The sequence below is a fragment of the Pseudoalteromonas sp. Xi13 genome (assembly GCF_003952205.1).
GTDB classification, from domain to species: domain Bacteria; phylum Pseudomonadota; class Gammaproteobacteria; order Enterobacterales; family Alteromonadaceae; genus Pseudoalteromonas; species Pseudoalteromonas atlantica.
Window position 1 is genome coordinate 1590732 of record NZ_CP034439.1, and the last position, 26255, is coordinate 1616986.

Below are 26255 nucleotides of genomic sequence, written 5' to 3' on the forward strand. Positions count from 1 at the left end.
TAGCTACTTTATCTAAATTTTATCAAACTTAACAAAGCTTTAAACTGTAAACGTGGACAATAATATGAAACCAATAGAACACGTCGTAATCGCAGGCGGGGGCACGGCTGGGTGGATAACAGCCGCCTTGCTTAATAAAGTGTTAGGTAAAGTAATTAAAATAACCCTTATCGAGTCAAGTACTATTGGTACTATTGGTGTGGGTGAAGCAACAATTCCGCCTATTATTCAACTTAACAATGCACTGGGTATAAACGAGCAAGATTTTATAAACGCAACAAATGCATCTATAAAATTAGGAATTGAGTTCGAAAATTGGAAAACCCCCTCTCATAGCTATATGCATGCTTTTGGCTCATTTGGGAAAGACTTCCCCTTTTGCGATTTTTACAATTTTTGGGTAAAAGGACATATTAGCGGTGCAGAAGAAAGCTTATGGGATTTTTCTCTTAACTACCAAGCGGCTAAACAGCATAAATTTGCACCCTTAAATACCCTACCTAATACACAATTGCCTGGCTTGAGTTATGCGTATCACTTTGACGCAACCTTATATGCTGAGTTTTTAAAAAACCTCGCAACATCACGCGGTGTTGAGCATATTGATGCCAAAATAGAGCAGGTTGAACAATGCCCTCTATCAGGGGATATAAAATCATTAATCCTTGATAACACACAGCAGATAAATGGCGACCTTTTTATAGACGCTACAGGCCAGCGCGCCTTACTCATAGAGCAAACCCTTAACACCGGTTTTGTCGATTGGTCTCATTATTTACCGTGTGATAGTGCCGTGGCGGTGCAGTCTCAAGGTACTAGCGAGCTAAAACCTTATACGCGTTCAATTGCACACAGCGCAGGCTGGCAGTGGCAAATACCGCTGCAAAGCCGAATAGGTAATGGCTTGGTGTATTGTAGTCGTTATTTAACTGACGATGCGGCAACGCAGTTATTAATAGATAATTTACCCGCTGAGCCAATGACTGAGCCGCGGGTTATTAAATTTAAAACAGGGCGGCGGTTAAAGCAATGGCATAAAAATGTGGTATCGGTTGGCCTTGCCAGTGGCTTTTTAGAGCCGTTAGAGTCTACCAGTATTCATTTAATACAAAGTGCCGTAACCCGTTTAATAAAGCTGTTTCCACACAATGGCATAAGCGATGCTTTAGTTACTGAATTTAATAAGCAAAGCGTGATAGAAATAGAGCACATTCGTGATTTTATAATATTGCATTACACACTAACAGCGCGAGAAGACTCTCCATTTTGGCGACAATGTAAGCAAATGGACATTCCTGACTCATTGGCCCATAAGCTCAAATTATTTAAGCAAACCGGTAAAGTAGTGCGCGAAAACGACGAATTATTTGCCGAAGTTGCCTGGCAACAGGTGTTTATTGGCCAAGGACTTATCCCCGAAGATTACAACAGCATTGTTGACTCACTCAGTAGTGAACAACTAAACGATTTATTCTCAACACTAAAAACGCTTATTACCTCAACGGTAGATCAATTACCCACTCATAAAGATTTTTTAGCAAAAATTAAAAAGGCCTGATGATGCAACTTTTAAAAAAACTTTTACTTGTAAGTGCCTGTACTTTACCAACCATTAGCTTCGCACTTGACGTTGAGCCAGCTAATTGGTGGGTTGGCATGAACAAAAACACGATTACCATCATGGTTCATGAGCAAAACATTGCAAACGAGCAAATTAAATTAGCTAAATACAACGGCGTTAAGTTAAATAAAGTAACCCGTACCGATAATCCAAATTATGTATTTTTAAATATTACCATTACCGGCGCCGCTAAAGCCGGAACGCTTGAGTTTAATAGTAGCGAAACGAGCAATAACTTTGAGTTTCCACTTCTTGAGCGAGATAAAAACAGCGCTCAGCGTAAAGGGTTTACATCAGCTGATACGCTTTATTTAATTAACCCCGATCGCTTTGCTAATGGTGATAAACAAAACGATACCGTCCCAAGCATGTTAGAAGCGGCAAACCCGAGTATAAAGGGTGGGCGCCACGGTGGTGATATTCAAGGCGTTATAAACGCGCTTCCCTATTTAAACGACTTAGGGGTAACACAGCTATGGCTAACGCCTGTGCTTGAAAACAACATGCCTAACTATTCTTATCATGGTTATGCAATTACAGACTTTTATAAGGTTGACCCACGAATGGGCTCAAACCAGCTATACAAAACGTTATCAGTAAAAGCAAAAGAGCAGGGTATTGGACTGGTAATGGATATGGTCCTTAACCATTTTGGCTCTGAGCATACTTGGGTTAACGATAAGCCAACTAAAGATTGGATTAACTTTAATGGTGAGTTTAATAAAGGCAAAAATGCCACCAGCCATGCGCGCCAAACCATACAAGACCCACACGCCAGTGAATACGACAAGCGCCAGTTTAACGATGGTTGGTTTGTAGAAACCATGCCTGATTTAAATCAGCGCCAACCACTGTTAAGTGAATACTTAATTCAAAATGCGATTTGGTGGATAGAATACGCCGATTTAAGCGGCATACGTGTTGATACCTACTCTTACTCAGATAAAGCATTTTTGAGTGATTGGACAAAAGCCATAATGCAAGAGTACCCAAACTTTAATATTGTTGGAGAAGAGTGGACGTCTAACCCTGCTATTGCCTCTTACTGGCAACGTGGCAAGCATAACCAAGATGGCTATATATCAAGCTTACCAAGCGTGATGGACTTTTCGTTGCAAGAGTCGGTAATTCAAGCGCTAAATGAAGATGAAAGCTGGAACACGGGTTGGGTTAAAGTATATGAATCGTTAGCTAATGACTTTTTATACCCTGATACAAATAACATTATGGTATTTGCCGATAACCACGATATGAGCCGTGTTTACACTGAGCTTGGTCAAGATGTAGCCAAAACAAAAATGGCGATGACCTTGTTTTTAACTACACGTGGCATAGCGCAAATGTATTACGGTACGGAAGTACTATTAGATAACACCCCAAGTAAAGACCATGGTGATATTAGAATCGACTTCCCCGGCGGGTTTGCAGGCCAAACTCGTAATGCCTTTACCAAAGAGGGCTTAACAAAACAGCAAAAAGAGATGCATAACACCATCAGTACGCTGCTTAACTTTAGAAAAAACAGCTCAGCATTAGATAAAGGAAAGCTTGTACATTTTACGCCTCAACAAGGGGTTTATAGTTATGCGCGTATTAGCGATGAGCAAACAGTGTTGGTATTTATGAATAAAAACACACAAACGCTACAAAAAAATATTGAGTATATGCAAGAGGTAATGCCTAACAGCACAACAGCATTTAATTTATTTACTCAAAAAACACAAAAGCTTGGCAAAACCATTGAATTACCAGCGATGAGCGCAACGGTACTCGTTATAAATACGCCACAATAGTGACCTGAATACGTATGCAGCAACTGTATGGTTGCTGCAGTAATCTTTAGTATAAAGTTAATAACAATACTGACAAAAAAGACACACAATGAAAAAATCAGTTTATGTACCCGCAGTACTGTGTAGTGCACTTATTGCTATAGGGTGTTCAGAAAATAGCAAACCTGAACAACAGCAAGCACCTGCCCACACGCAAAATGAGCTTACCAAGCCGGTTGTATATCAAGTATTTACCCGTTTGTTTGGCAATACCGAAACAGCCAATGTGCCATGGGGCACTAAAGAGCAAAACGGCGTAGGTAAATTTGCCGACTTTAACGATGCAGCCCTCAAAGGCATTAAAGAGCTAGGTACCACGCACGTTTGGTATACCGGTGTATTACACCACGCGTTAGTGGGCGATTATACCGACTACGGCATTTCACAAGATGACCCCGATGTAGTAAAAGGCCGCGCAGGGTCACCGTACGCAATTAAAGATTACTACGATGTTAACCCCGATTTAGCCGTTAATGTAACAAACCGCATGGGGGAGTTTAGCCAGCTTATTGAACGTACACATAGCCACGGTATGAAAGTCATTATTGATATAGTGCCTAACCATGTTGCCCGAAATTATCAATCACTTGGAAAGCCTAAAGGCGTAGAGGATTTCGGCGCACAAGACGACACCAGTAAAACGTACGATAAAAATAACAACTTTTATTATGTGCCTGGGCAGTCATTTCAAGTGCCTACTTCTACAACTTATACCGTGTTAGGTGGAAAGGCTCACCCACTTGCGGATGGCTTTTTTGATGAAACACCTGCTAAATGGACAGGTAACGGTGCCCGTGCACCAAAACCCGACATTAACGATTGGTACGAAACAGTAAAAGTAAATTATGGCGTAAAGCCAGATGGGAGCTACGATTTTGCTCAGCTGCCAAACGATTACAAAGACAAGGATTACCGTGCTCATTATGCATTTTGGCAAGATAAAGAGCTACCAGATAGCTGGTACAAATTTAGAGACATTGCGCTTTTTTGGCTAGACAAAGGCGTTGATGGCTTTAGATACGACATGGCCGAAATGGTACCGGTTGAATTTTGGAGCTTTTTAAATTCGTCAATAAAAATGCAAAAAAGCGATGCCTTTTTATTGGCCGAAGTATATAACCCGTTAATGTACCGTGCCTATATTCAGCAAGGTAAAATGGATTACCTTTACGATAAAGTCGGCTTTTACGATACCTTAAAAGCGATAATGCAACTTAAACAACCTGCCAATAGTATTTTTGATGCGCATCAAAGTGTGCTCGATATAGAGCAACATATGCTGCATTTTTTAGAAAATCACGACGAGCAACGAATCGCAAGCCCAGATTTTGCGGGTAATGCCCAGTGGGGTAAACCTGCTTTAGTTGTTTCTAATTTAATTAGCCGCGCGCCAACACTTTTATATTTTGCTCAAGATGTGGGAGAAGATGGCTCTGAAAACGCGGGGTTTGGAGCGCCGACACGTACCAGTATTTTTGACTACATTGGCGTCCCAGCGCACCAAGCATGGATGAATAACGGAAAATTTGATGGCGCTAACTTAACCGCAGAGCAAGTAGCACTTCGTGATTACTACAAAGCGGTTATGTCACTTAATAGTTTACCTGCTGTAGTAGGCGGAGAAATGTCGGCACTTAACCTTGTAGGAAGTGAACGTGTAGTTGGTTTTACCCGCTCTTTAGGCCAGCAAAGTGTGTATGTGTTAAGTAACTTTAGTGAGCAGCCACAAACAGTTACGGTTAATTTATCAAAGGCACAATTAGGTGCAATGAGTGAAAATACGCTATTAAATGATTTACTTGAAAATCACACCACCGAGCTTAAAGCTCACCCGCAAGGCGCTACATTTAACCTCACACTTGATGCATTTAGCAGCGCAGTATTAACAAATAAGGCTAATAATGAATAATCAAAATAATAATACCGATAAGCCAAATTTAAGTTTTTGGCAAATATGGAACATGTGCTTTGGCTTTTTAGGCATACAATTTGGTTTTGCCCTGCAAAACGGCAATGTGAGCCGAATATTTCAAACATTAGGCGCACAAGTTGATGATATTCCCATTTTATGGGTCGCAGCACCGCTTACCGGTTTAATTGTACAGCCAATTATTGGTTACTGGAGTGATAAAACCTGGGGGCGTTTTGGGCGTCGTCGTCCGTTCTTTTTTATAGGCGCAGTGTTAACAACGCTTTCACTATTTATTATGCCGCATTCACCAACGCTTTGGATTGCCGCAGGTATGTTATGGATTATGGATGCGTCAATCAATGTGACTATGGAACCGTTTAGAGCACTTGTTGGTGATAACTTGCCAGAAAAACAACGCGCGACAGGTTACGGTTTACAAAGCTTTTTTATTGGTATTGGTGCTGTACTAGCCTCAGCATTACCATGGATGATGACCAACTGGTTTGATGTAAGTAATACCGCAGCCCCAGGGCAAATTCCTGAATCTGTTAAATACTCATTTTATTGGGGCGGGGTGGTGTTACTTGTTGCGGTGCTTTGGACCGTTGCACGTACTAAAGAATACAGCCCTGAGCAATTAGCGGCTTTTGAAAAGCAAAACGCACAACCTACAACAAGCAAAGTGGTTGATATTAACTTTAATAAAGGTGCCATTATTTTTGTGGTACTGGGTTTAGCAACTCTTGCATTAGTCATGGGCTTATCCCTTGAAAAAGAATTATACCTACTTGCTGGTGGTTTATTAGCGTTTGGTATTGTGCAGTGGGTTGCAGCGGCGCTTAAAAGTGCGAATAAAACCCAAGGTGGTTTTTACCAAGTAGTACAAGATGTATTTACTATGCCAGAGGCCATGAAGCAGCTTGCCTGGGTGCAGTTTTTTAGCTGGTTTACTTTATTTGCTATGTGGATTTATACCACCGCTGCAGTAACAAGCTTTCATTATGGTAGTAGCGATGCAACTTCTAAAGCATTTAACGATGGTGCAGATTGGGTGGGTATTTTATTTGCCGCTTACAATGGATTTGCCGCAATTGCCGCTATGTGTATTCCATTTTTAGTTAAAAAATTGGGTTTAAAAGGCGCACATTTTTTTAATTTATTGCTAGGCGCGTTAGGCCTTGCAAGCTTTATGTTTATACAAGACCCTAAAATGTTACTTATACCTATGATAGGCGTAGGGTTTGCGTGGGCGTCTATTTTATCACTCCCGTATGCCATGTTAAGTAACGCACTACCGAGTAACAAAATGGGCGTTTATATGGGGATTTTTAACTTTTTTATAGTTATACCTCAGTTACTTGCCGCCAGTGTTTTAGGGCTTATTTTACGCCACGTATTTTCTAATCAGCCTATTTACGCATTATTAATTGGTGCAGCTTCGTTTGTTGTTGCTGCTGTTGCAGTAATGCGCGTTAAAAATTCTCATTAAGGACACACAATGAAAAAATATAACCTTATAACCGCCTCTCTTTTAACGTTAGGTTTAACGGCTTGCGGCGCTCAAAACACAAGTACAACTAACGAAAGTACCACAGCACAAGTTACATCGGCACCAGGCGCTCCAGGCGCAGAGCCTTTTTGGGCTTATGCGGGTAAAACAGGTATTGGTACATCATACGAGCAATACCAAAACGGCCAATACACTGATGCAGCTGCAACGGGGGATGTGTCTAAAGTATGGTTTTCAATTGCTAAAGGTATGATTACCGAAACCATGTTTGGGCTTATTCACCAAGCACAAATAAAAGACATGCAATTTATAGTAACAGGTAAAGATTTTACAGTTAGTGAAGCGGATGATTTAAATGTCACCATTGATTACTTACATAAAGATGCACAAGGTCGCCCGTTATCGCTGGCTTATAAAGTAACAAGCACTGATAAACAAGGCCGCTTTAGCCTAGAAAAACACATATTTACTGACCCAGATGGGCAAACCCTGTTTGTACGCAGCGTATTTAATACTGAGCTTGAAGGTTTAAAAGCGTATGTGTCTGTTAATCCGTACATTAATAATAACGGCTTAGGTGACTTTGCTAAAACAACAGAGAAAGGGCTTGTAGCATGGGAAGATGATAACTATTTATCACTTCAATCCGCATCACCATTTAAAACAAAAACGGTCGGGTTTACAGGAAAAAGTGACGGCATTAATGCACTTAAAACTACGCAATCTATAAATAACCAATACACAAATACTGGCGAAACTGCTGGTAATGTAAGCATGCTTGCAGAGCTTGGCGAGATAAGTGCAAATACCACTTTTGATTTAGCCCTGAGCTTTGGTAAAACGCAGCAGCAAAGTATTCAGCAAGGTGAACAAAGTTTAGCTAAAGGGTACCAAGCGGTACTTGATCACTACAACGGCAAAGGTGAAGCGCTAGGCTGGGAAGATTACCTACAAAGCCTAAAACCACTTAATACCATGGTTGAACAAACAGCCGATAACGGTAAGCTTTTATACACCAGCGCCATGGTTCTAAAAGCACAAGAAGATAAAACACACGCAGGGGCATTAATTGCTTCTCTATCTAATCCATGGGGCGAAACGGTTTCGGCTAAAGAGGGCTCTACTGGCTATAAAGCAGTATGGGTGCGCGACTTTTATCAAGTAGCCATGGCCTTTATGGCGCTTGGCGATACTGCCACAGCAAAAACAGCGTTTGAATACCTTGAAAAAGTGCAAGTAAACAGCAAAACACCAGGTAATAAAGGCGATACCGGCTGGTTTTTACAAAAAACACACGTCGATGGTGAATTAGAATGGGTAGGCGTACAGCTTGATCAAACTGCTATGCCTATCATGCTGGCATGGAAGTTACATAAAGCCAACGTACTTAGCGATGAAGAGCTAAAAAGCTGGTACGGCAAAATGTTAAAACCAGCGGCCGATTTTTTAGTCGAGGGGGGACTTGCTAAAATTTTGTGGAACGACACACAAATTACACCACCGGCAACACAACAAGAGCGCTGGGAAGAGCAAAGTGGTTATTCGCCATCTACAACTGCGGCAATAGTGGCAGGCCTTATTACCGCAAGCGATATCGCAACGCTTAGTAGCGATGATAAAAACGCGCAGCGCTACCTTGCCACGGCTAAAAAATACAGCAGCGATATTGAATCGCAAATGTTTACTACCAAAGGTAACTTAAAAGGCGAAAATAGCGATGGCGAATACTTTATTCGTATAGGCCAAGATACCGATGCAAACTCAAACACTAAAATTAACGCTAATAATGGCCGCGAAGGGTTTAATAAAAAGCAAATTTTAGATGGCGGGTTTTTAGAGCTAGTACGCTATGGCGTTCGCGGTGCAAATGATGAAAGCATCGTTAAAACACTACCTGAGTATGACGACGAAACGCTTGAAGATAACCTACAAGTTAAATACAGCTTTAGTTTTGATGATGGCAGCGGCACTTTTGCAGGCTACCGCCGCTATGGCAATGATGGCTACGGTGAAGATGAAGTTAAAGGCACAAACTATGCTGAGGGTGGCAGCAATACACCAGGCCAACGTGGGCGTGTATGGCCATTTTTCACCGGTGAGCGCGGGCATTACGAAATCGCAGCAGCTAATGCAAACAACGCCCTGGATGATGCTAAACAGGCGCAAATTAAAAACAGCTATGTAAAAGGCTTAGAGCAATTTGCTAATAACGGCCTTATGTTACCAGAGCAAGTATGGGATGGTGTAGGGATTAACAAAGCAGGTTATGAGCTAGGCGAGGGGACTAATTCAGCAACACCATTGGCATGGACTCATGCCGAGTATATTAAATTAGTTCGTTCACTGAGCGACAAACAAGTTTGGGATCATTATCCCGTTGTTGAGAAAGCTTTAAAATAAGGCTAGTTCAAAATGTAAAATTAAAGCCACGGTTAACAGCCGTGGCTTTTTTGTATCTAAGTGGGGGTTTAATGTTTAATAAGCACAATGAAGTTGAGTGATAAATTCTTAACTAGACCCTCTGGCAATTAATACCGGCGGTAAAAGGGTGCTTTGCACTTCTTCTTCACGTATTAATTTAAGCAGGTTCTCTACTAACATTTGCCCTGCGACGGTGGTGTCTTGCGCTATGGTTGTAAGCGGTGGGTTTATGTAGCTTGCAATGGCTATGTTATCAAAACCGACCACGGCCACTTCGTTAGGAACATTAATATTGGCTTCTTTTAAAGCGCGAATTGCACCAATGGCAATTAAATCACTGGCGGCAAATAAGGCGTTAAATTTTATGTTATTAGCAATAAGTGAGCGTGTAGCATGATAACCAGACTCTTCAGTTGAAATAGCATTGGCCATTTTTCGCTCATTAATGGTTATACCATTAGTAAGTAGCTCATCTTTAAACCCCTGAAAGCGGGCAAAAAATTCTGGGCTGTGATCAGATGCATCACCGATAAACGCGCAATCGGTGCGGTTATGGGCAATTAAATGGCCAGCGGCTAGTTTGCCCCCGCCGTAATTGTCGCAGCATACAGTAAGATCTGGGCGGTTATCTACTGTAGCGCCCCAGCATACAAACTTAGTGTTTTGGTCAAGCAAGGTTTTAAATTTTGGTTGAAAGTCTATGTAATCACCATAGCCGAGCAAAATAATGCCATCGGCTCTGTGGCTGTCTTCGTAGTCGGCTTGCCAATCGGCGCTAGCTGATTGAAACGATACCAATAAGTCGTAACCTTCTTTTGCACACGCACGGGTAATACTGCCCAGCATTGATAAAAAGAATGGGTTTATTTGTGATTCATCTGATGTTGGGTCTTCAAACAACAATAACGCAAGGGTACTACTTTGCTGAGTACGTAAGTTGCTGGCATTTTTATCAACTTTATAGTTAAGTTGTTTTGCTATGTCGTGGACGCGTTTGCGTGTTTCTTCATTAACAAGGGGGCTGTTACGTAAAGCGCGAGATACAGTTGATTGTGAAACCCCTGCATAATGGGCAATGTCAAATGAGGTGGCTTTACCTTTCATTGTTACAACTTAATTAAATGCTAAATAATTGTGTCATTTTCGACTATTAGTGAATTATTTCAAGCTTTTTGCGATTTATTATTGATCTAATCCTGACACCGGTGTCATAATGCCAATGTTTTATCATTTTGTTGTCAAAACGTATTAGCTGCTATTTTATATAGCAGCCTTTTTTACTGTGATAGCTACTTTGAGGTGATAGCTCAAAGTGTATAAATAACAACGCATAGCCGTTGTAAAATAATAAGCATAAGCCGCTTACACAAAAGAGATAATACCATGAGCCAAAATTCTTCTGCCAAGTTTAACCCTATCTTAGTTGCCGATATTGGTGGCACCAATGCGCGCTTTGCATTAATTACCGACTTTAATGAGCAAACTAACCAATTTGTTATTGAGCATATTAACATATTTCCCAGTGCTAATTTTGGCTCTTTGGAAAGCGCACTTGAACAATACCTAACAACGATTCCCCATGTTACGCCAACTCAGGCATGTTTAGCTGTTGCAGGCCCTATAAAAGCAGGCCAAGTGCATTTAACCAATTTAGGTTGGCATTTTAGTGTTAGTGAATTTAAAGCACATTTTAATTTAACACAATTAGAAGTAATTAATGACTTTGCTGCTTTTGCTTATGCAGCGCCTTATTTAGACTCAACGCAAAACATTACTATTAAGCCTGGCCAAGCCGATGCAAATGCAAACATTGGTGTTATGGGCCCAGGTACTGGCTTTGGTGCTGCGTGTTTAGTGCGTACAGCGCAGTCAACTGCAGTATTAAGCTCTGAGGGCGGGCATATGTCGCTTGCTCCTGTAAACGAGCTAGACGCTTTATTAATTAACGAGCTTCGAAAAGAGCACCCTCATGTATCTATAGAAACTGTTTTTTCAGGCCCAGGTATTGCCCATTTATACAAAGCAATGGCAGCCGTGAAAGGGGTTACAGCTAAAAATTTAGACGCAGCACAAATTAGTAGCCTTGCAAACAGTGGCGAGTGTGAAGTGTGCGATGCAACGCTTAATCAGTTTTGTGACTGGATAGGCAGTGTGGCAGGCGATTTAGCGGTAGTATACGGCGCATTAGGTGGCCTATTTATAGGTGGCGGTATTTTACCGCGCATGCAAACCCGATTACTTGAAAGCCGCTTTGTAGAGCGTTTTTCGCAAAAAGGTGTTATGTCGCAATATGCAGGGCAAATTCCAGTTACTTTAGTAACACAAGATAACATACCGCTAATTGGGGCGGGTGCGTGTTTATATAACAGCAAGTAAATTTGCTTAATGGTTGTATTTGGATAATGAACAAATGAAAAAAGTAACCATAAATAGCGTAGCAAGCCATGCAGGCGTTTCTAAAAAAACCGTGTCGCGGGTTTTAAATAATGAGCCTAACGTGAGTGCAGCTACGCGCGAAAAAGTACTTAAAGTATTTAAAGAGCTTGATTACACGCCTAACCCAATAGCACGCGGACTTGCGCAAAATCGCAGCTTTATTATTGGCTGCTTATATGACAACCCCAGTAAAAGTTATATAACACGCGTACAAACGGGTGCGCTTGCTGCCTGTAAAGAAAATAACTACAACTTACTAATACACCCGTGTGAATTACGTGGCGATGATTTAATTAACGATATAGAGCAGTTATTACAAACCTCGCGTTTAGATGGCGTAGTACTTACCCCGCCATTTGGTGATTTTGAAAAACTCGCTAATTTTTTAAAAGCTAAAAAAATACCCTATGCACGGGTTGCATCGGCACTGCTAGAAGATGATTCAATTTCAGTGCGCAGCAACGACGAGCAGGGCGCCTATGAAATAACCGAGCACTTAATTTCGCTTGGTCATAAGTCGATTGCTTTTATTAAAGGCCACCCTGATCACAGTGCTACGCAACAGCGCTTTAAAGGTTACAGACGAGCGTTGGCAAGCCACGGTATAGAATTTGACGAGCGGTTAGTAGAAGAGGGTAACTTTAGTTATCACTCAGGTGTAGACAGTGCGCGCAGCATTTTAGATTTATCGCCACGTCCTACCGCGGTATTTGCATCAAACGATTACATGGCGGCGGCGGTATTAAAACTTGCCACACAGCGCCAATTACGCGTACCCGATGATATCTCTATTGCAGGGTTTGATAATGCACCAATTGCTCGCCATATATGGCCGGGCTTAACGACTATTGCACAACCTGTAGAAGAAATGACTAAACAAGCTGTTACGCAGCTTATATCGCATATTTCGCAGCCACAAGAGCAGCCGTATCAGGTAACGCTAGAATCACGCTTAATTACCCGCGAGTCTACTGCTGCAATAAAATAACCCCCTTTTTTGTTTTTCACAGTAACCCGAATTTGAGTGACGCTTATTCGGGTTTTTTTTGTGCGGATTTTAGCAAATAAACTAAAATTAGCATGGTCATTAATTGGTCACGTTAAAATTTTACACTATTTTTGTTACTCAGGGTTGACACCGGTGTCAATGCTATGCGTTAATACAGTGACACCGGTGTCAGGGTTGTTGTGAGAGGCTCCCTGGTAGCGTACCTTTGAACGGGTAAATCAAAGATGCTCAGTGCAGTTATTTACGTGGAGTCTGTAATTGCTACTGAGCCTTTTTCCTCTAACTAATAGAGATGAGCTAAATTATGTTGCACCCTCGCATTGAAGAAGTCACCCAACGCGTTATTGAACGCAGTAAACAAACCCGTCAAGATTATTTAGATCGTATTTCGCACGCAAAAAAACAAACAAGAGTCCGTGCCGGACTAGGCTGCGGAAACATCGCTCACGTTATGGCTGCGTGTAGCAGCGACGACAAAGCGCGCTTAAAGGCTGATGAGCAGCCAAATCTTGCTATTATCAACTCATATAACGATATGCTTTCGGCCCATGTGCCATACAAAGATTTCCCAGATTTAATCAAAGACCTTGCTACTAAGTACGACGCAACTGCCCAAGTTGCAGGCGGTGTACCAGCAATGTGTGATGGCGTTACGCAAGGGCGTGACGGCATGGAATTATCGCTTTTTTCTCGCGACGTAATTGCTATGTCTACTGCGGTATCACTATCGCATGACGTATTTGACGGCGTTTTTTGTTTAGGCGTATGTGATAAAATTGTCCCAGGTTTATTAATTGGTGCCTTATCTTTTGGTCACTTACCGGTATTCTTTTTACCTGCTGGGCCAATGCAATCTGGTATTCCTAACAAAGAAAAAGCACGTATTCGCCAAAAATTTGCACAAGGCTTAGTAAGCCGTGAAGACTTACTTGAAGCTGAAAGTGCCTCGTACCACAGCGCAGGTACATGTACGTTTTACGGTACCGCTAACTCAAACCAAATGTTAATGGAAATAATGGGCTTACACCTTCCAGGTAGCTCGTTTATTAACCCTTACACTGAGCTTCGCGATGGTTTAACAGGTAATGCTGTAGAAACCATGCTTAAGCAGCTTACAGATGATAAAGAAAGCCCGTGTTTAGCAGATGTAATCAGCGAAAAAACCATTATTAATGGTTTAGTTGGCTTGCTATCTACAGGTGGCTCAACTAACCACGCTATTCATATTGTTGCTATCGCAAAAGCGGCGGGCATACAAGTAACGTGGAAAGACATGTCTGACTTATCAGAAGTTGTACCACTACTTACGCGTATTTACCCTAACGGCTCAGCAGATGTAAACCATTTCCAAGCCGCAGGCGGTATGGGCTTCTTAATGCGTGAATTAGCCGGTGCGGGTTACTTGCATACTGATGTTAAAACAATGCTTGGTGAAGGCTTAGCGCCTTACATGATGGAGCCGCGTTTAGATAAAGACGACAGCTTAATTATGAGCAACTCAACAGGCCCTTCAAAAGTGAAATGGGTAGATTGCCCAGAAAACTCACTCGATGAAGAAGTACTGCGTCCAATTAGCAATCCATTTAGTAAGCAAGGTGGCTTACAACTACTTACAGGTAACCTAGGTAAAGCAGTCATTAAGGTCTCTGCTGTAGCCACTGAGCATCAAGTAGTAACAGCCCCAGCTAAAGTATTTAGCTCACAAGGCGAACTGCAAGAGGCATACAGCCGTGGCGAGTTAAACCAAGACTTTATTGCCGTGCTTAAAGAGCAAGGCCCTAAAGCGAAAGGTATGCCAGAGCTGCATAAATTAACGCCTGTAATGGCAACACTTCAAGACGAAGGCTTTAAAGTAGCTATTGTGACTGATGGCCGTATGTCGGGCGCATCAGGTAAAGTGCCTGCAGCTATTCACTTAGCGCCAGAAGCTGTTGAAGGTGGCATTATTGCAAAAATTCTTGAGGGCGATTTAGTAACCCTGGATGCGCCAAACGGAATATTAAAAGTACATGTTAGCGACGAAGAGCTTGCTAAGCGTGAACTACAACTTAGCCAACCAAGCTTAACCTTTGGTACCGGCCGAGAGTTATTTACTGGATTTAGAAATATTGTAAGCAGCGCCGATTTAGGTGCGAGTGCTTTTGGACTTGAATAATAATTGCCACACACTGGGTAATGAGGAACAAGTAATGAGTATTGAAAAAATCTTAGCGTCGGCACCTGTGGTGCCAGTGGTTGTAATCGAAAAACTAGAAGATGCAGCACCACTCGCTAGAGCGTTATACAACGGTGGCTTAAAAGCCCTTGAAATTACGCTACGCACGCCTGTTGCAGTGGAAGCTGTAAAACTAATGAAAGCAGAAGTTCCAGAAGCATACGTTGGTACAGGTACAGTGGTTGATAAAGCAAGCTTTGACGCTTCAGTAGAAGCAGGCGCTGATTTTATGGTAAGCCCAGGTGTAAGTGATGAATTATTAGCATTAGCTAAAGATTCAGACATTCCCTTTTTACCGGGTGCAGCAACTGCAAGCGAAGTAATGCAGTTAGCAAGCCATGGCTTTAAGTATTTAAAATTCTTCCCTGCAGAGGCTGCAGGCGGAACGGCAATGCTTAAGTCGATTGGCGGGCCATTGCCGCACATTACTTTTTGCCCAACCGGTGGTATTAGCCTAGCAACAGCCCCTAATTACTTAGCGCTTAATAACGTTATTTGTGTTGGTGGTACGTGGATGCTAGATAAACAACTAATTGAAAACAAAGACTGGCAAGCCATTGAAGCGCTTGCTCGACAAGCAAGTGAAGTTAAATAGGAGTCTAAAAATGATTAATGTAGCAATTAATGGCTATGGCCGTATCGGTCGCAACGTATTACGTGCACTTTACGAGTCAGCACAAAACAGTGAAATTAAAATTGTAGCAATTAACGATTTAGCACCGGCTAACGTAAATGCGCATTTAACACAATTTGACTCAGTTCACGGTCAATTTTCTCAAAAAGTAACGTTATCAGATAACACTATGCTGATTGGTGATGACGTAATTACTTTGACTCAAGAGCGTGACCCAGCAAACTTACCGTGGAAAGAGTTAAACGTAGATATCGTTCTAGAATGTACTGGTTTTTTCACTAAGCGTGAAGACGCAGCTAAGCACATTACAGCAGGTGCTAAAAAAGTAATTGTGTCTGCTCCTGGTAAAGATTTAGATGCAACGGTAGTACACGGTGTTAACAGCGATGTAATTAACGCTGATAGCAACATTATCTCTAACGCATCATGTACGACTAACTGTTTAGCGCCAATTGCAAAAGCAATTAACGACACAGTAGGTATTGAGCAAGGTAGCATGACTACAATTCATGCTTATACAAACGATCAAAACTTATCTGACGTTTATCACCCAGATCTATACCGTGCACGTAGTGCAACTCAGTCTATGATCCCAACTAAAACAGGTGCTGCTGCAGCTGTTGGCTTAGTACTTCCTGAGCTTGCGGGTAAATTAGACGGTATGTCGGTACGTGTACCTACTATCAATGTTTCTTTAGTTGATTTTACGTTTATTACTAAGCGCGAAACAACTGCTGAAGAAATCAACGAAGTAATGAAAGCCGCAGCAACAGGTTCAATGAAAGAAATTTTAGAGTACAACGAGCTTCCGCTTGTTTCTATTGATTTTAATCACAACCCTGCATCATCAATTTTTGATGCAACGCAAACTAAAGCTGATGGCAAACTAGTTAAAGTAATGGCTTGGTACGACAACGAGTGGGGTTTCTCAAACCGCATGTTAGACCAAGTTAAAGCATTAGGTCAGTACTTATAATTGACCCTGTAAAAGTTTAGCTTTATCCAACCAAGCCTGCATTATGCAGGCTTTTTTATTTAGATTAATTTATACCCGCTCGTTTAATAGAGCGCTTAGCTCTTTAAAACTAGGCCGCGATGCAATATCAGTATTTATAGCACGCGCTGCTATATCGGACATTTTATTAAACAGTTCGCTTTGCTTATCTGCAGTGCTAACAGTGCTTAGCAAGTCCTCAATTAAGCAACCAAAAGCGCGGACTTCTATTAACTGTATTTGCTGTTGCTGATATTCGCTAAGCATGGCTAAATTTGTTGCTGCACCAAAATCACCAAATAAAACGTCATATTGTTCATTTATCATGGTGTTATGGGCGTAAATATCGCCATGACTTACGTTGTTAGCATGTAAGTGGGCAAGTGTGCTTATCATTTGCTGGGCAACTTTATAAATTGCTTCAGGCGAATAGTGACAGTGTGTATTAAATGTATCGCGCGTACAGGTTTCTAAACTTGGCGGCAAACCTAAATTAGTAAAGCGTGTATCTATTAGCTCCATAACTAAACCAAGCTGTGTGCTTTGCTCTATGTAGCTTAATACGTTAATTAAGTTTTTATGATAGCCTGCTTGTAAACAGCAGTTTACTTCATCAAGTGGGTAGCCATCGCTTGTTATTGCCCCTTTAAATAATTTTACCGCCACATCGTGCTGTGCTGTTTTAGCTAAATGAATAACGCCCGATGCACCTTGGCCAATTACTTTTTTAAGCTCAAAATTTTCAAGTGGCGTGTTTTGCAAACGACTGTTAGTTAAGCACTGAGCTTTATTAAATGCATTACCCGCAAAGGCAAGCCAAGCAAGTTTGGGGAGTTCTAATAGCCAATTATCAAGTTTTGTTAGGTTATTAGCAGAGAGCCTAACTAGCTCTAAATTAGTACAAGAAGCCATACTCGCGGGTAGTTGTTTTAGGTTATTTCCTGCAAGGGCGAGCTTTTTAAGCTGTGTGTAATTACCAAAGTCACTTGGCAATGCGCTTAATTTGTTATCAGTAAGTATTAACCATTCAATATTTTTAGGTAAGCTGTTTAGTGCAAACTCTGTTATTTGATTGCCTTTAAATGCAACCATAATTAAAGCAGGGCACTTAGCGAGTACTTCAGGTATATGTTTAAATTGGTTAAACGATACAAACACCCGCTTAAGCTTTGTTAAGCATGCAAATTCATCTGGCAGTGTAGTGAGATTATTGTTTGATAAATCGAGTACTTCTAGGGTATCTGCAAGGGTTAAAATTTCTAAAGGAAACTCAGTTAAGCCTTCAACGAGTTGTAAGCGAGTAACACCATTCAACCTACCAGCTCTAAGCTCTGCAAGGGTATTCATAAATTTTCACAAGCCTTTTAAAATAAAAAAGCCAACATCGCTGTTGGCTTAAAGTAAATACGTTTAGTAAAGTTTAAAATTGCGCGTTATGGTAAACGTTTTGCACGTCGTCACAATCTTCAAGCATGGCTAAAAAGCGCTCCATTACTTCTACGTCTTCACCTTCAATAGGGGCTTCAACTTGTGGTACAAACGAAATTAAATCTACTTCAAAATCTGTAATACCCATTTCTTCAAGCGCTGTACGGGTGTTGTTGTATTCTGTATGTGGTGCAAAAACCGTCACTTTACCGTTTTCTACTTCTACATCTGTTACATCAACATCGGCCATCATAAGGGCTTCTAGTACAGCTTCATCGTCATCGCCATCAAAAACAAAAATAGCGAGGTGATCAAATAAATGTGATACTGAATTTTGTGCGCCTATTTTAGCGTTTGCTTTGGTAAAACAAATACGCACATCAGCAAACGTACGTTTGTTGTTGTCGGTTAAACAGTCAACAATAATCATACAGTTACCAGGGCCGTAACCCTCATAACGTGTGGCTGCGTAATCTTCACCGCCGCCGCCTTTGGCTTTGTCTATTGCGCGCTCAATAACGTGTGCGGGTACCTGGTCTTTTTTAGCGCGCTCGATTAAACGGCGCAGCGCAAGGTTACCATCTGGGTCTACGCCACCATTTTTAGCGCAAATGTAAATTTCTTTACCGTACTTAGAATAAACTTTAGTTTTAGCACCCGCAGTTTTAGCCATTGAATCTTTTTTGTTTTGGTAAGCTCTTCCCATCTGCGTTTCGCCTTAATATATGTAAATTATTGAATAAAATTGCAAGGCCGTATTCTAAAGGTAAAGCCGCAGTATCGCCAGTAAATGGCGTTAATTAATCATCTTGCTGGTGTAATAGATACCTATAAAAGAGCTAATACAACATTCAGTAGGCGTGTAGCCGTGCATTTACCTATGTTTTAAAAAGCAGTATAAGCTGTCAGGTAATACATACCTAAGGTAGCGTTTTCTAAAACCAGCTTTCCATAATGAAGAGGAGTACTTTCTACGAAATTTTAATGGGTTAAAGTACATCTTCCATGGTGATGATGCCTTTGCAAAACAGTTTTCATAACTGTTATCACCAACGTATTCAGAGTGCTTTAAATCACCAAAATGTATTGACTCATTGTAGGTAGGATTATTTAATAGCCGAGAGATAGGCTTGATAGCAAATTCAGGGTTAATGTGAATTTCTTTAAAGGCTTTTTCAACCTCCTTAAAGTCTGAAATAAAATCAAGTGCACCTTTTTGAAAGTTATTGATGATTATAATTTTTTGATCAGAAGACTCATTAGGCTCACAAACCGGCACTATTTTATCTCCTTCTTCACGAAACTTAATGACAGAGCCATGAGGTGCGGAAAAAATAAACTCAAACATATGAACGCTTTCCGCCAAAATATTAAAATTATTTTTTGGGACCGACAAATTACACATATAACCTGACATATTCATGCCTTTGTCAATAAACTTGGCAGCCGTTTGAAAAGTGCCAATATAGTAACCATCGATTTCGACTTTTTCATTTGCAATATTCATTAGCTCAGAAAGTGAATTTTGAATAGTTCCTTGCCAACCAATATCAACAATCGCTACTTTTTTAGCCCCAATGAATTTAATTTGCTCTAAGTATTTAATTAAATAACACCTTTCTATTACTGAAACTTTAGTAACATCTGCAACAAGCAAATTAAATAATAAAGCAAGTTTTTGTTTATCGTCATTGTTTAAAATAATTTGATCTTTATCATTAAAACCAACTTGATGAATTTCTTTTGTGTAATTAGAGGCACATAAATCAACCCTTTCAAGATAGTTTTTAACACTTAAATTTGGGAAAGTATGACAGAGAATTTTAATCGAGCTTTCATCTATCTTATTTCGGATAGTGGGGATGTTTATAGCTCTTCTTGATGCGTACATGTATTCGCTTAGAGGGGCGCTACTGTCGCTATTTAAAAGCTTATATGTTTGATGCATTATATAACCATCGCGCGCCAAAAATAGAACTTTATCTGGTTCATTGTTGGCTAGCTGAGCTGTTAGCCAGCGTATAAAACCAAAGTAAATTATCCCGCAATATATATAGCCAAAATCGTACCAAAAATCTGCTTTTTTAGTATTCCTTTTTGAGTATGCTTTATTCGTTATTGTTGCAAAATATAATGACTCTTCAATAGATAAGTTTTTATTATAAAGTTCTCTCAATCTTTTAAAATGGGTGTTTTTTAATGCGTAATCACTTACTTTTTTATAATAAAAAATATTTATATTATAATGTTGTGCATTAATTATATCTTCTTTGAAGTTGGCACCTATATGTAATATTTTTTTTGATTTGCATTTTAATTCTTTTAATATGTACTTATATAACCCACCTTTATATTTTGATTTTCTTATTTCTCCAGATAAGTATATATTTTCATATTTTTCATAGCCATTATTTAATAATATTCTTTTTATAATATCTTTAGGTAGGTACATGTCAGAGGTGAATATAACCTTTTTATTTTGCGCAATACATTGCTGATAATATGAAAAAATATATTCATTTCGGGTGCAGAACTCTAATTCTGTTTGCATTTCTATTGATTTAAGAATGTTTAATTCGCGTTTACTAATGTTTAGTGATTCATGTATATAATCATAAATTTCATCTAAGCAAATCGATTCTGTGTAGTTTTGTTTAGATATTAGTTTTGCCGCTTGCGGCTCTGCTTTAGTTCTAACATCTTTGAAATTAAAACTCAGTGCGCCATGCTTTTCAGTATAGACTTTTTCAGTTAGGTAAAATATATCAGACGGTGAGTATACTTTCCTTAGGATAGCAGTATCAAATATATCAAAAGATATGATGTCATTTTTGGTAATGAGGCTGCATAAATCTTTATTGTTAAAGACGCTATACTTTATCTTAAAAATTTTAGTGTAAAGTCTTGAGTAGATACGCTTTAGTAAATTATTTTTCATAATGACTTCCTGCACACATTATTAGTTATCCATAACAAAAATAACGAAACAAATAAATATTTTGTTATATTCAGCTATTGTACATAATTTATTATTATTTGTGCAATGATAAAAAACACACCGTTACTATATTTTTAAAATAACAATCACCACAAATTTGAAAACTGTACCTACATTTAATAACTATCCTTTTAAATTTATTTAAATACCTCGCGGTATAGTTTGATTTTAAAATGTCCATAGTTAATTAATGCCTTTTTAATACACAAGTGCAGCACTAAAGTGCTGGTTTTTGCTGTTCTATAATTTCTACCTTTATTTTTGCTTCAATAGATTTATAGGTGCCTCTTTGGTACGTCCGGCTTAGAAAGTGCATTTAAAGAAGTCTATATTCAAAAAAAGGAACAAAAAATTGCACAGACATATATAGTTTTGGCTTTGCTAATCAAAAGTATCAATAGCTCAGTAGGGGGAGTCTCAATAACTCTAAATTAGCAAGTACGAGGTAAGTTTTGTGTTGTAGTTATCTTACAAGATAATTTCTGTAATGCATTGTATTTTAAATACTTGCCCATATATACTACGCATCCCCTATTTTAGTTTGACGCAACCATGTTTAACGTTCGTGTGTTTATAACTGCTTTTTTACTGTTTTGTGCGCTTTTTAGTGTTCAAACTAGTGCGCAGTGCGCGACACATAAATTAAACACCGCAACCACCTCATTCAATGTGTTTGCTGATAGCGTTGAGTTAGCTAAAACGCTGCCTATATCAAAATCGGTAAAGGGGAGTGAGCACAAAAAAACACATCAAACAGGGTTTAACGCACATCAACCTAGGTTAACGGCTAGTAATTCTTCGCTATTTTTACATGTCGCGCAAAGTGAGCCTGAATACGACGTTGTATTTGAATTTTTTGCACACACCCTTTTTAGAGAAATATACCTAAGCCCCAACGCTTTTATTGCCCAACAGCCATGGTATACACTTGTAACACATAGCAAAAAGTCGCGACTCAGCGGCTGGAAAGACGCTAATTTACTCTATACCGCTGTAAGTACCTACCACGCTTAATTTTCTTATTTAATTTTTATTAGGTTTTAACGTTTTACGTTTAAGCCTTGAGATTAATTGTGCTTTTAAAAAGTACGTTACCGGTTCTGGTAATAAGGAAACACCATGTTAAGTGTAAAAAAAGATCACAAGCCGTTTATGGCTAAATTTAAATTAAGCTATATAGCCATGCTTATTGTGCTGGTTTTATTAGCCATTAGCGCATTACCCAACTTATACCCAAATAAATCGTGGTTACATGTAAGCAATGCACCTCATAGCGAAACACAAGCTGTGCCAAGTACTAATACATTAGTTACTTTTTTAAATAACCAAGGCTTAAAAGTTGAGCAAGGGCTAAATAATCAAACATCTATAAATATTTTGTTAAACGAGCCAACTAAAAGCGCACAAGCCCAAGTGGCTATAAAGGCGCAGTATCCAAACGCGCAAGTTAAAATTGTAGAACATGCAACGAGCCCACTTTGGCTGCAAGAGTTTGGTTTATCGCCAATAAAATTGGGACTAGATTTAAACGGCGGTGTGTTATTTGTACTCGACGTAGATTTAGATAAAGCAATTGATGAGCAATTAGTCAGTGCGTATCAACAAGCAAAATCAATTATTATTAAGCAAAAAGCGCACGGCCTTAAAGTGCTGCAAACAGGGCACGGCTTTGAAATAAATGCACACCCAAATGGAGCGAAAAAGCTTACCCCGGTAATCAATGAGCTACAAAGTCGATTTGCTAATTTAGCAGTTTCAACAACCAGTAATGGTGATATTAAAAATGCAAAATTCACCTATTCAGAGCAAGGGCGAAGTAACTTTGATAAAGAAGTTATGAGCCAAACGCTCACAACGCTTCGTTCACGCATAGAAGAATTAGGCATTACCGAAGCCGTCACTCAGCGCCAAGGTAAAAACCGTATACGCATAGAGCTACCTGGCGTGCAAGACCCAACAGAGGCAAAGCGCATTATAGGTGCAACTGCATCACTTGGGTTTTATCAGTTAAAAGAAATTGGTGGGCAAACATTTGATATGCAATCGGGCGGGACCATAAAACTTGACCCAGTGCCAATTTTTACCGGTGAGCATATTAATAACGCCACCATAGGGCGCGACGATTGGGGTAAACCCCTTGTGCAACTTAGCCTTGATGGACAAGGCGGCGATGCCATGTCAGCGTTTTCAAAAGCAAATATTGGTAAACCTATGGCCACGGTTTACTCTGAGTACTCTCAAAACGCTAAAGGTGAAACGGTTAAAAAAAGCGAAGTTATAAATGTGGCTAATATTGCGCAGCATTTAAGTTCACGTTTTAGTATTACCAATATGAAAAGCCAACAAGCAGCAGCCGACCTAGCGCTATTATTACGAGCAGGCTCGCTAACTGCACCGGTTACTATTGTGCACGAGCAAACAATTGGCCCAAGCCTAGGTCAAGAAAATATAACTAACGGCTTGGCCGCATTGATGCTGGGAATGGGTATTACACTTGCCTTTATGGCAATGTGGTATCGCCGCTTAGGACTTATTGCAAACGTAGCGCTATTATTAAATTTAACGTCGCTTGTGGGGCTAATGTCGTTATTACCAGGGGTTGTGTTAACACTTCCGGGTATTGCCGGGCTGGTACTCACCATTGGCATGGCGGTAGATACCAACGTTATTATATTTGAGCGAATAAAAGAAGAGCGTAGAAAAGGCCGCTCTGCTTATCAAGCTATTCAAGAAGGTTACAAGCAAGCCGTTAACACCATATTTGATGCCAATATAACCACCATGATCACCGCGCTTATTTTATATGGAATAGGTTACGGCCCAGTTAAAGGTTTTGCCATAACATTGGCACTTGGCTTAATAACCTCGGTATTTACTGGCGTGTACGTATCAAAAGTACTAAGCCAAACGGTATATTTAAAAATGGCTAAAAAAGCAGGAGTAAATGCACATGCTTAACACTTTTTTAAAGGGCGAGGCGGGTACACGTCTGCGTTTTTCGGGCATGCTTTTGAGCGCCATACTTGTATTGTTATCGGTATTTACGCTTAGTCAAAAAGGGCTTAATTTTGGACTCGACTTTACCGGTGGTTATCTAACAGAATTTACCACCAGCCAAGGTGTTGAGCTAAAACAACTTGAGCAATTTATTACTAAAAATCACAATGGCGAGTTTGAACTAACCGCACAAGGGAATAATCACTTTCAACTACGCGAAGCGCCCAGCGGTTCAACAGCAAATAGTAGTGATTGGCAAAGCGCCATTACACAAAATGCAGACATTAACGCCGAGGTTTTATCATCAGCGTATATTGGCTCGCAAGTGGGTGATGAACTGTTTGAACAAGGTTGTTTAGCGCTATTTTCAGCCATGGTTGCAGTAATGCTTTATTTAGCGGTGCGGTTTGAATGGCGTTTAGCCGTAGGCTCTGTGGTTGCGCTAGTGCATGATTTATTACTGGTACTGGGGCTATTTTCGCTATTAAGTATTGAGTTTAATTTAACCGTACTTGCCAGTTTGCTGGCGATTATAGGTTATTCACTTAACGACTCTATAATAGTGGGCGATAGAGTACGCGAGCTTTTACGTGTTAAATCTAATAATGCGCTTAGCCCCGCAAGTATTATTAACAACGCCATAAAAAGTACCTTAGCACGTACGCTTATTACATCGGGCACCACGCTTGCAACGGTTGCCAGCGTTTGGTTACTCGCAGGCGCACCATTACAAGGCTTTGCCATCGCGCTATTTACAGGCATTGTAGTAGGTACGTTCTCGTCTATTTGTATAGCGGCTACTTTACCTGAGCTTTTAGGGTTAAGTGCTAAAAATTACGAAGAAAAACAAGATGCAGAAACGCAAGCGTTGCTCGATATGCCCTAGCAATAAATGCTTATAAAAATCTGCATTAAAACACAGGCGTTTAAAATAATGGTTTTAAGCGCCTTATAACGGTAAAATTAATCACATAGTTTACCGTATTGGTTATTAGCGCCTTTCATGAATAAATCCCACGTAACAGAACACCTTAAATTTGCACTCGAAGCACAATTAAACAGTGCAAAACAAGCAGCAAAAGCCGCGCACGACGCCGCCACTCACGAAGAAAGCGTTGCAGAAACGCAGTACGATACCCTAGGACTCGAGGCCGCTTATTTAGCACAAGGCCAAGCCGAGCGTGTAAACGATTGCTACAAAAGCATTAAACAGTTTGAAGCCATTTTTAAAGAGCCCACTCACAAAAAAGTGATTATAAGCTCACTCGTTTGTTTAGAAGATGAAAACGAGCTACAAAAATGGTTTTATTTAGGCCCAGCCGCAGGCGGGTTAACGGTTGAAGTAAAAGGGCAAACTATTCAAGTTGTTACACCCGAAGCACCCCTCGGTAAACAACTTTTAGGCAAACAGCTTGATGATGAAGTAATCCTAACCATTGCAGGCAAAAACCATGAATATGAAGTGGTAGAAATTTTATAAACATTGGTTTTATATGTAGGTCGGATAAGCTAAGCGCCATCCGACAAAGCCATATCAATACAATAAACGCTTATACTTATAAATTAATTGTCGGATGGCATGGCTTCGCCATTTATCCGACATACGTCAATGTTGTATATATCCTAAATTTGCGCTTTATTTGTCTAATGCGTAACAAATAATACAATGGATATGCAATGCAATATCGTCGTAATTATGTAAAAGGTGGGACGTACTTTTTTACAGTTAATTTGCTCGATAGGAATAAATCGTTGTTGGTTGAGCATATCGATTTATTAAGAGAGTCTATCCGTTTTGTTAAATCTCAAAGGCCATTTTATATAGACGCATGGGTTGTGCTGCCCGATCACCTTCATGCAGTTTTAACTTTACCAGATGATGATGTGGATTATTCGAGTCGCTGGCGAGAAATTAAAAAGCGATTTTCAAAATCACTCCCAAAGACAGAGTTTTTAACTCAAACACGGAAACGTAAAAATGAACGTGGAATTTGGCAGCGCCGTTTTTGGGAACATACTATTAGGGATGATAATGATTATTGGCATCATGTTAACTATGTTCATTTTAATCCGTTAAAACATGGCCTAGTTAGTCAAGTAGCTGATTGGCCTTATTCAAGTTTTCATAGAGCCGTTAAACAAGGTATTTATGCAAATAATTGGTGCGGATAAAAAATATAAATATTTCGTAGGTCGGATAAGCGAAGCGCCATCCGACAAAGCTATAGCTTCATAATACACTTTAGTT

The 26255-nt window shown here is 40.1% G+C and carries 19 protein-coding genes; 15 read left to right on the forward strand and 4 right to left on the reverse strand.

Translation table 11 applies throughout. The annotated features are described in order from the left end of the window. Positions 1 to 64: 64 nt before the first annotated feature. From EJ103_RS07200 to EJ103_RS07220, 5 genes are all read left to right on the forward strand, one after another. Positions 65 to 1558 (forward strand): tryptophan halogenase family protein, encoded by a 1494-nt coding sequence (locus EJ103_RS07200; RefSeq protein WP_126006767.1) that lies wholly within the window; start codon positions 65 to 67, stop codon positions 1556 to 1558. Continuing rightward, positions 1558 to 3414 carry a glycoside hydrolase family 13 protein gene (locus EJ103_RS07205; protein ID WP_126006769.1) on the forward strand — a complete coding sequence of 619 codons (1857 nt, stop codon included), beginning with the start codon at positions 1558 to 1560 and terminating at the stop codon, positions 3412 to 3414. Before EJ103_RS07200 ends, EJ103_RS07205 begins: the two co-directional genes overlap by 1 nt. Positions 3415 to 3502: 88 nt before the next feature. Then, complete coding sequence (locus EJ103_RS07210; RefSeq protein ID WP_126006771.1) at positions 3503 to 5362, forward strand: alpha-amylase family glycosyl hydrolase; 1860 nt, start codon at positions 3503 to 3505, stop codon at positions 5360 to 5362. Then, positions 5355 to 6854: an MFS transporter gene (locus tag EJ103_RS07215; RefSeq protein WP_126006773.1), complete on the forward strand. Its 1500-nt coding sequence runs from the start codon at positions 5355 to 5357 to the stop codon at positions 6852 to 6854. Before EJ103_RS07210 ends, EJ103_RS07215 begins: the two co-directional genes overlap by 8 nt. A 9-nt stretch (positions 6855 to 6863) precedes the next feature. Continuing rightward, the gene (locus EJ103_RS07220) at positions 6864 to 9275 is read left to right on the forward strand and encodes a glycoside hydrolase family 15 protein (RefSeq protein WP_126006775.1); all 2412 of its coding nucleotides are present in this window, start codon (positions 6864 to 6866) and stop codon (positions 9273 to 9275) included. 108 nt (positions 9276 to 9383) lie between these two features. Here the strand turns inward: EJ103_RS07220 and EJ103_RS07225 are convergent, their stop codons facing one another. After that, complete coding sequence (locus tag EJ103_RS07225) at positions 9384 to 10400, reverse strand: LacI family DNA-binding transcriptional regulator (protein ID WP_054982417.1); 1017 nt, start codon at positions 10398 to 10400, stop codon at positions 9384 to 9386. A gap of 279 nt (positions 10401 to 10679) precedes the next feature. Between EJ103_RS07225 and glk the strand changes: the two genes are divergently transcribed. From glk to gap, 5 genes are all read left to right on the forward strand, one after another. Next, positions 10680 to 11672: a glucokinase gene (gene glk, locus EJ103_RS07230; RefSeq protein ID WP_126006777.1), complete on the forward strand. Its 993-nt coding sequence runs from the start codon at positions 10680 to 10682 to the stop codon at positions 11670 to 11672. A gap of 34 nt (positions 11673 to 11706) precedes the next feature. Then, positions 11707 to 12720, forward strand: a complete 1014-nt coding sequence (locus EJ103_RS07235) for a LacI family DNA-binding transcriptional regulator (RefSeq protein ID WP_024034047.1) — start codon at positions 11707 to 11709, stop codon at positions 12718 to 12720. Positions 12721 to 13045: 325 nt separating this feature from the next. Beyond that, on the forward strand, positions 13046 to 14896 hold the full coding sequence (gene edd, locus EJ103_RS07240; protein ID WP_029773525.1) for a phosphogluconate dehydratase: 1851 nt from the start codon (positions 13046 to 13048) through the stop codon (positions 14894 to 14896). Between the two features lie 34 nt (positions 14897 to 14930). After that, complete coding sequence (gene eda, locus EJ103_RS07245; RefSeq protein WP_004587806.1) at positions 14931 to 15551, forward strand: bifunctional 4-hydroxy-2-oxoglutarate aldolase/2-dehydro-3-deoxy-phosphogluconate aldolase; 621 nt, start codon at positions 14931 to 14933, stop codon at positions 15549 to 15551. A gap of 10 nt (positions 15552 to 15561) precedes the next feature. After that, entirely contained in the window at positions 15562 to 16566 is a 1005-nt protein-coding gene (gap, locus tag EJ103_RS07250) for a type I glyceraldehyde-3-phosphate dehydrogenase (protein ID WP_029773117.1), read from the forward strand. 69 nt (positions 16567 to 16635) lie between these two features. Here gap and EJ103_RS07255 read toward each other — a convergent pair whose 3' ends face one another. From EJ103_RS07255 to EJ103_RS07265, 3 genes are all read right to left on the reverse strand, one after another. Continuing rightward, entirely contained in the window at positions 16636 to 17931 is a 1296-nt protein-coding gene (locus tag EJ103_RS07255; RefSeq protein ID WP_126006779.1) for a leucine-rich repeat-containing protein kinase family protein, read from the reverse strand. A gap of 73 nt (positions 17932 to 18004) precedes the next feature. Further along, on the reverse strand, positions 18005 to 18718 hold the full coding sequence (locus EJ103_RS07260; RefSeq protein ID WP_126006781.1) for a YebC/PmpR family DNA-binding transcriptional regulator: 714 nt from the start codon (positions 18716 to 18718) through the stop codon (positions 18005 to 18007). Between the two features lie 168 nt (positions 18719 to 18886). Next, positions 18887 to 20950 (reverse strand): hypothetical protein, encoded by a 2064-nt coding sequence (locus EJ103_RS07265; RefSeq protein WP_126006783.1) that lies wholly within the window; start codon positions 20948 to 20950, stop codon positions 18887 to 18889. A gap of 612 nt (positions 20951 to 21562) precedes the next feature. Here EJ103_RS07265 and EJ103_RS07270 point away from each other — a divergent pair. From EJ103_RS07270 to EJ103_RS07290, 5 genes are all read left to right on the forward strand, one after another. Next, the gene (locus tag EJ103_RS07270) at positions 21563 to 22024 is read left to right on the forward strand and encodes a hypothetical protein (protein ID WP_126006785.1); all 462 of its coding nucleotides are present in this window, start codon (positions 21563 to 21565) and stop codon (positions 22022 to 22024) included. Positions 22025 to 22129: 105 nt separating this feature from the next. After that, the gene (gene secD, locus EJ103_RS07275) at positions 22130 to 23968 is read left to right on the forward strand and encodes a protein translocase subunit SecD (RefSeq protein ID WP_126006786.1); all 1839 of its coding nucleotides are present in this window, start codon (positions 22130 to 22132) and stop codon (positions 23966 to 23968) included. Continuing rightward, positions 23961 to 24893, forward strand: a complete 933-nt coding sequence (gene secF / locus EJ103_RS07280; RefSeq protein WP_126006788.1) for a protein translocase subunit SecF — start codon at positions 23961 to 23963, stop codon at positions 24891 to 24893. Before secD ends, secF begins: the two co-directional genes overlap by 8 nt. A gap of 117 nt (positions 24894 to 25010) precedes the next feature. Then, positions 25011 to 25487: a GreA/GreB family elongation factor gene (locus EJ103_RS07285; RefSeq protein WP_126006789.1), complete on the forward strand. Its 477-nt coding sequence runs from the start codon at positions 25011 to 25013 to the stop codon at positions 25485 to 25487. A gap of 197 nt (positions 25488 to 25684) precedes the next feature. After that, complete coding sequence (locus EJ103_RS07290; protein ID WP_004587815.1) at positions 25685 to 26179, forward strand: transposase; 495 nt, start codon at positions 25685 to 25687, stop codon at positions 26177 to 26179. Positions 26180 to 26255 lie beyond the last annotated feature (76 nt).

Coding starts and splice junctions, on each gene's coding strand:
- EJ103_RS07200 (WP_126006767.1), top strand. CDS start 65: ATGAAACCAATAGAACACGTCGTAATCGCAGGCGGGGGCACGGCTGGG.
- EJ103_RS07205 (WP_126006769.1), top strand. CDS start 1,558: ATGATGCAACTTTTAAAAAAACTTTTACTTGTAAGTGCCTGTACTTTA.
- EJ103_RS07210 (WP_126006771.1), top strand. CDS start 3,503: ATGAAAAAATCAGTTTATGTACCCGCAGTACTGTGTAGTGCACTTATT.
- EJ103_RS07215 (WP_126006773.1), top strand. CDS start 5,355: ATGAATAATCAAAATAATAATACCGATAAGCCAAATTTAAGTTTTTGG.
- EJ103_RS07220 (WP_126006775.1), top strand. CDS start 6,864: ATGAAAAAATATAACCTTATAACCGCCTCTCTTTTAACGTTAGGTTTA.
- EJ103_RS07225 (WP_054982417.1), bottom strand. CDS start 10,400: ATGAAAGGTAAAGCCACCTCATTTGACATTGCCCATTATGCAGGGGTT.
- glk (WP_126006777.1), top strand. CDS start 10,680: ATGAGCCAAAATTCTTCTGCCAAGTTTAACCCTATCTTAGTTGCCGAT.
- EJ103_RS07235 (WP_024034047.1), top strand. CDS start 11,707: ATGAAAAAAGTAACCATAAATAGCGTAGCAAGCCATGCAGGCGTTTCT.
- edd (WP_029773525.1), top strand. CDS start 13,046: ATGTTGCACCCTCGCATTGAAGAAGTCACCCAACGCGTTATTGAACGC.
- eda (WP_004587806.1), top strand. CDS start 14,931: ATGAGTATTGAAAAAATCTTAGCGTCGGCACCTGTGGTGCCAGTGGTT.
- gap (WP_029773117.1), top strand. CDS start 15,562: ATGATTAATGTAGCAATTAATGGCTATGGCCGTATCGGTCGCAACGTA.
- EJ103_RS07255 (WP_126006779.1), bottom strand. CDS start 17,931: ATGAATACCCTTGCAGAGCTTAGAGCTGGTAGGTTGAATGGTGTTACT.
- EJ103_RS07260 (WP_126006781.1), bottom strand. CDS start 18,718: ATGGGAAGAGCTTACCAAAACAAAAAAGATTCAATGGCTAAAACTGCG.
- EJ103_RS07265 (WP_126006783.1), bottom strand. CDS start 20,950: ATGAAAAATAATTTACTAAAGCGTATCTACTCAAGACTTTACACTAAA.
- EJ103_RS07270 (WP_126006785.1), top strand. CDS start 21,563: ATGTTTAACGTTCGTGTGTTTATAACTGCTTTTTTACTGTTTTGTGCG.
- secD (WP_126006786.1), top strand. CDS start 22,130: ATGTTAAGTGTAAAAAAAGATCACAAGCCGTTTATGGCTAAATTTAAA.
- secF (WP_126006788.1), top strand. CDS start 23,961: ATGCTTAACACTTTTTTAAAGGGCGAGGCGGGTACACGTCTGCGTTTT.
- EJ103_RS07285 (WP_126006789.1), top strand. CDS start 25,011: ATGAATAAATCCCACGTAACAGAACACCTTAAATTTGCACTCGAAGCA.
- EJ103_RS07290 (WP_004587815.1), top strand. CDS start 25,685: ATGCAATATCGTCGTAATTATGTAAAAGGTGGGACGTACTTTTTTACA.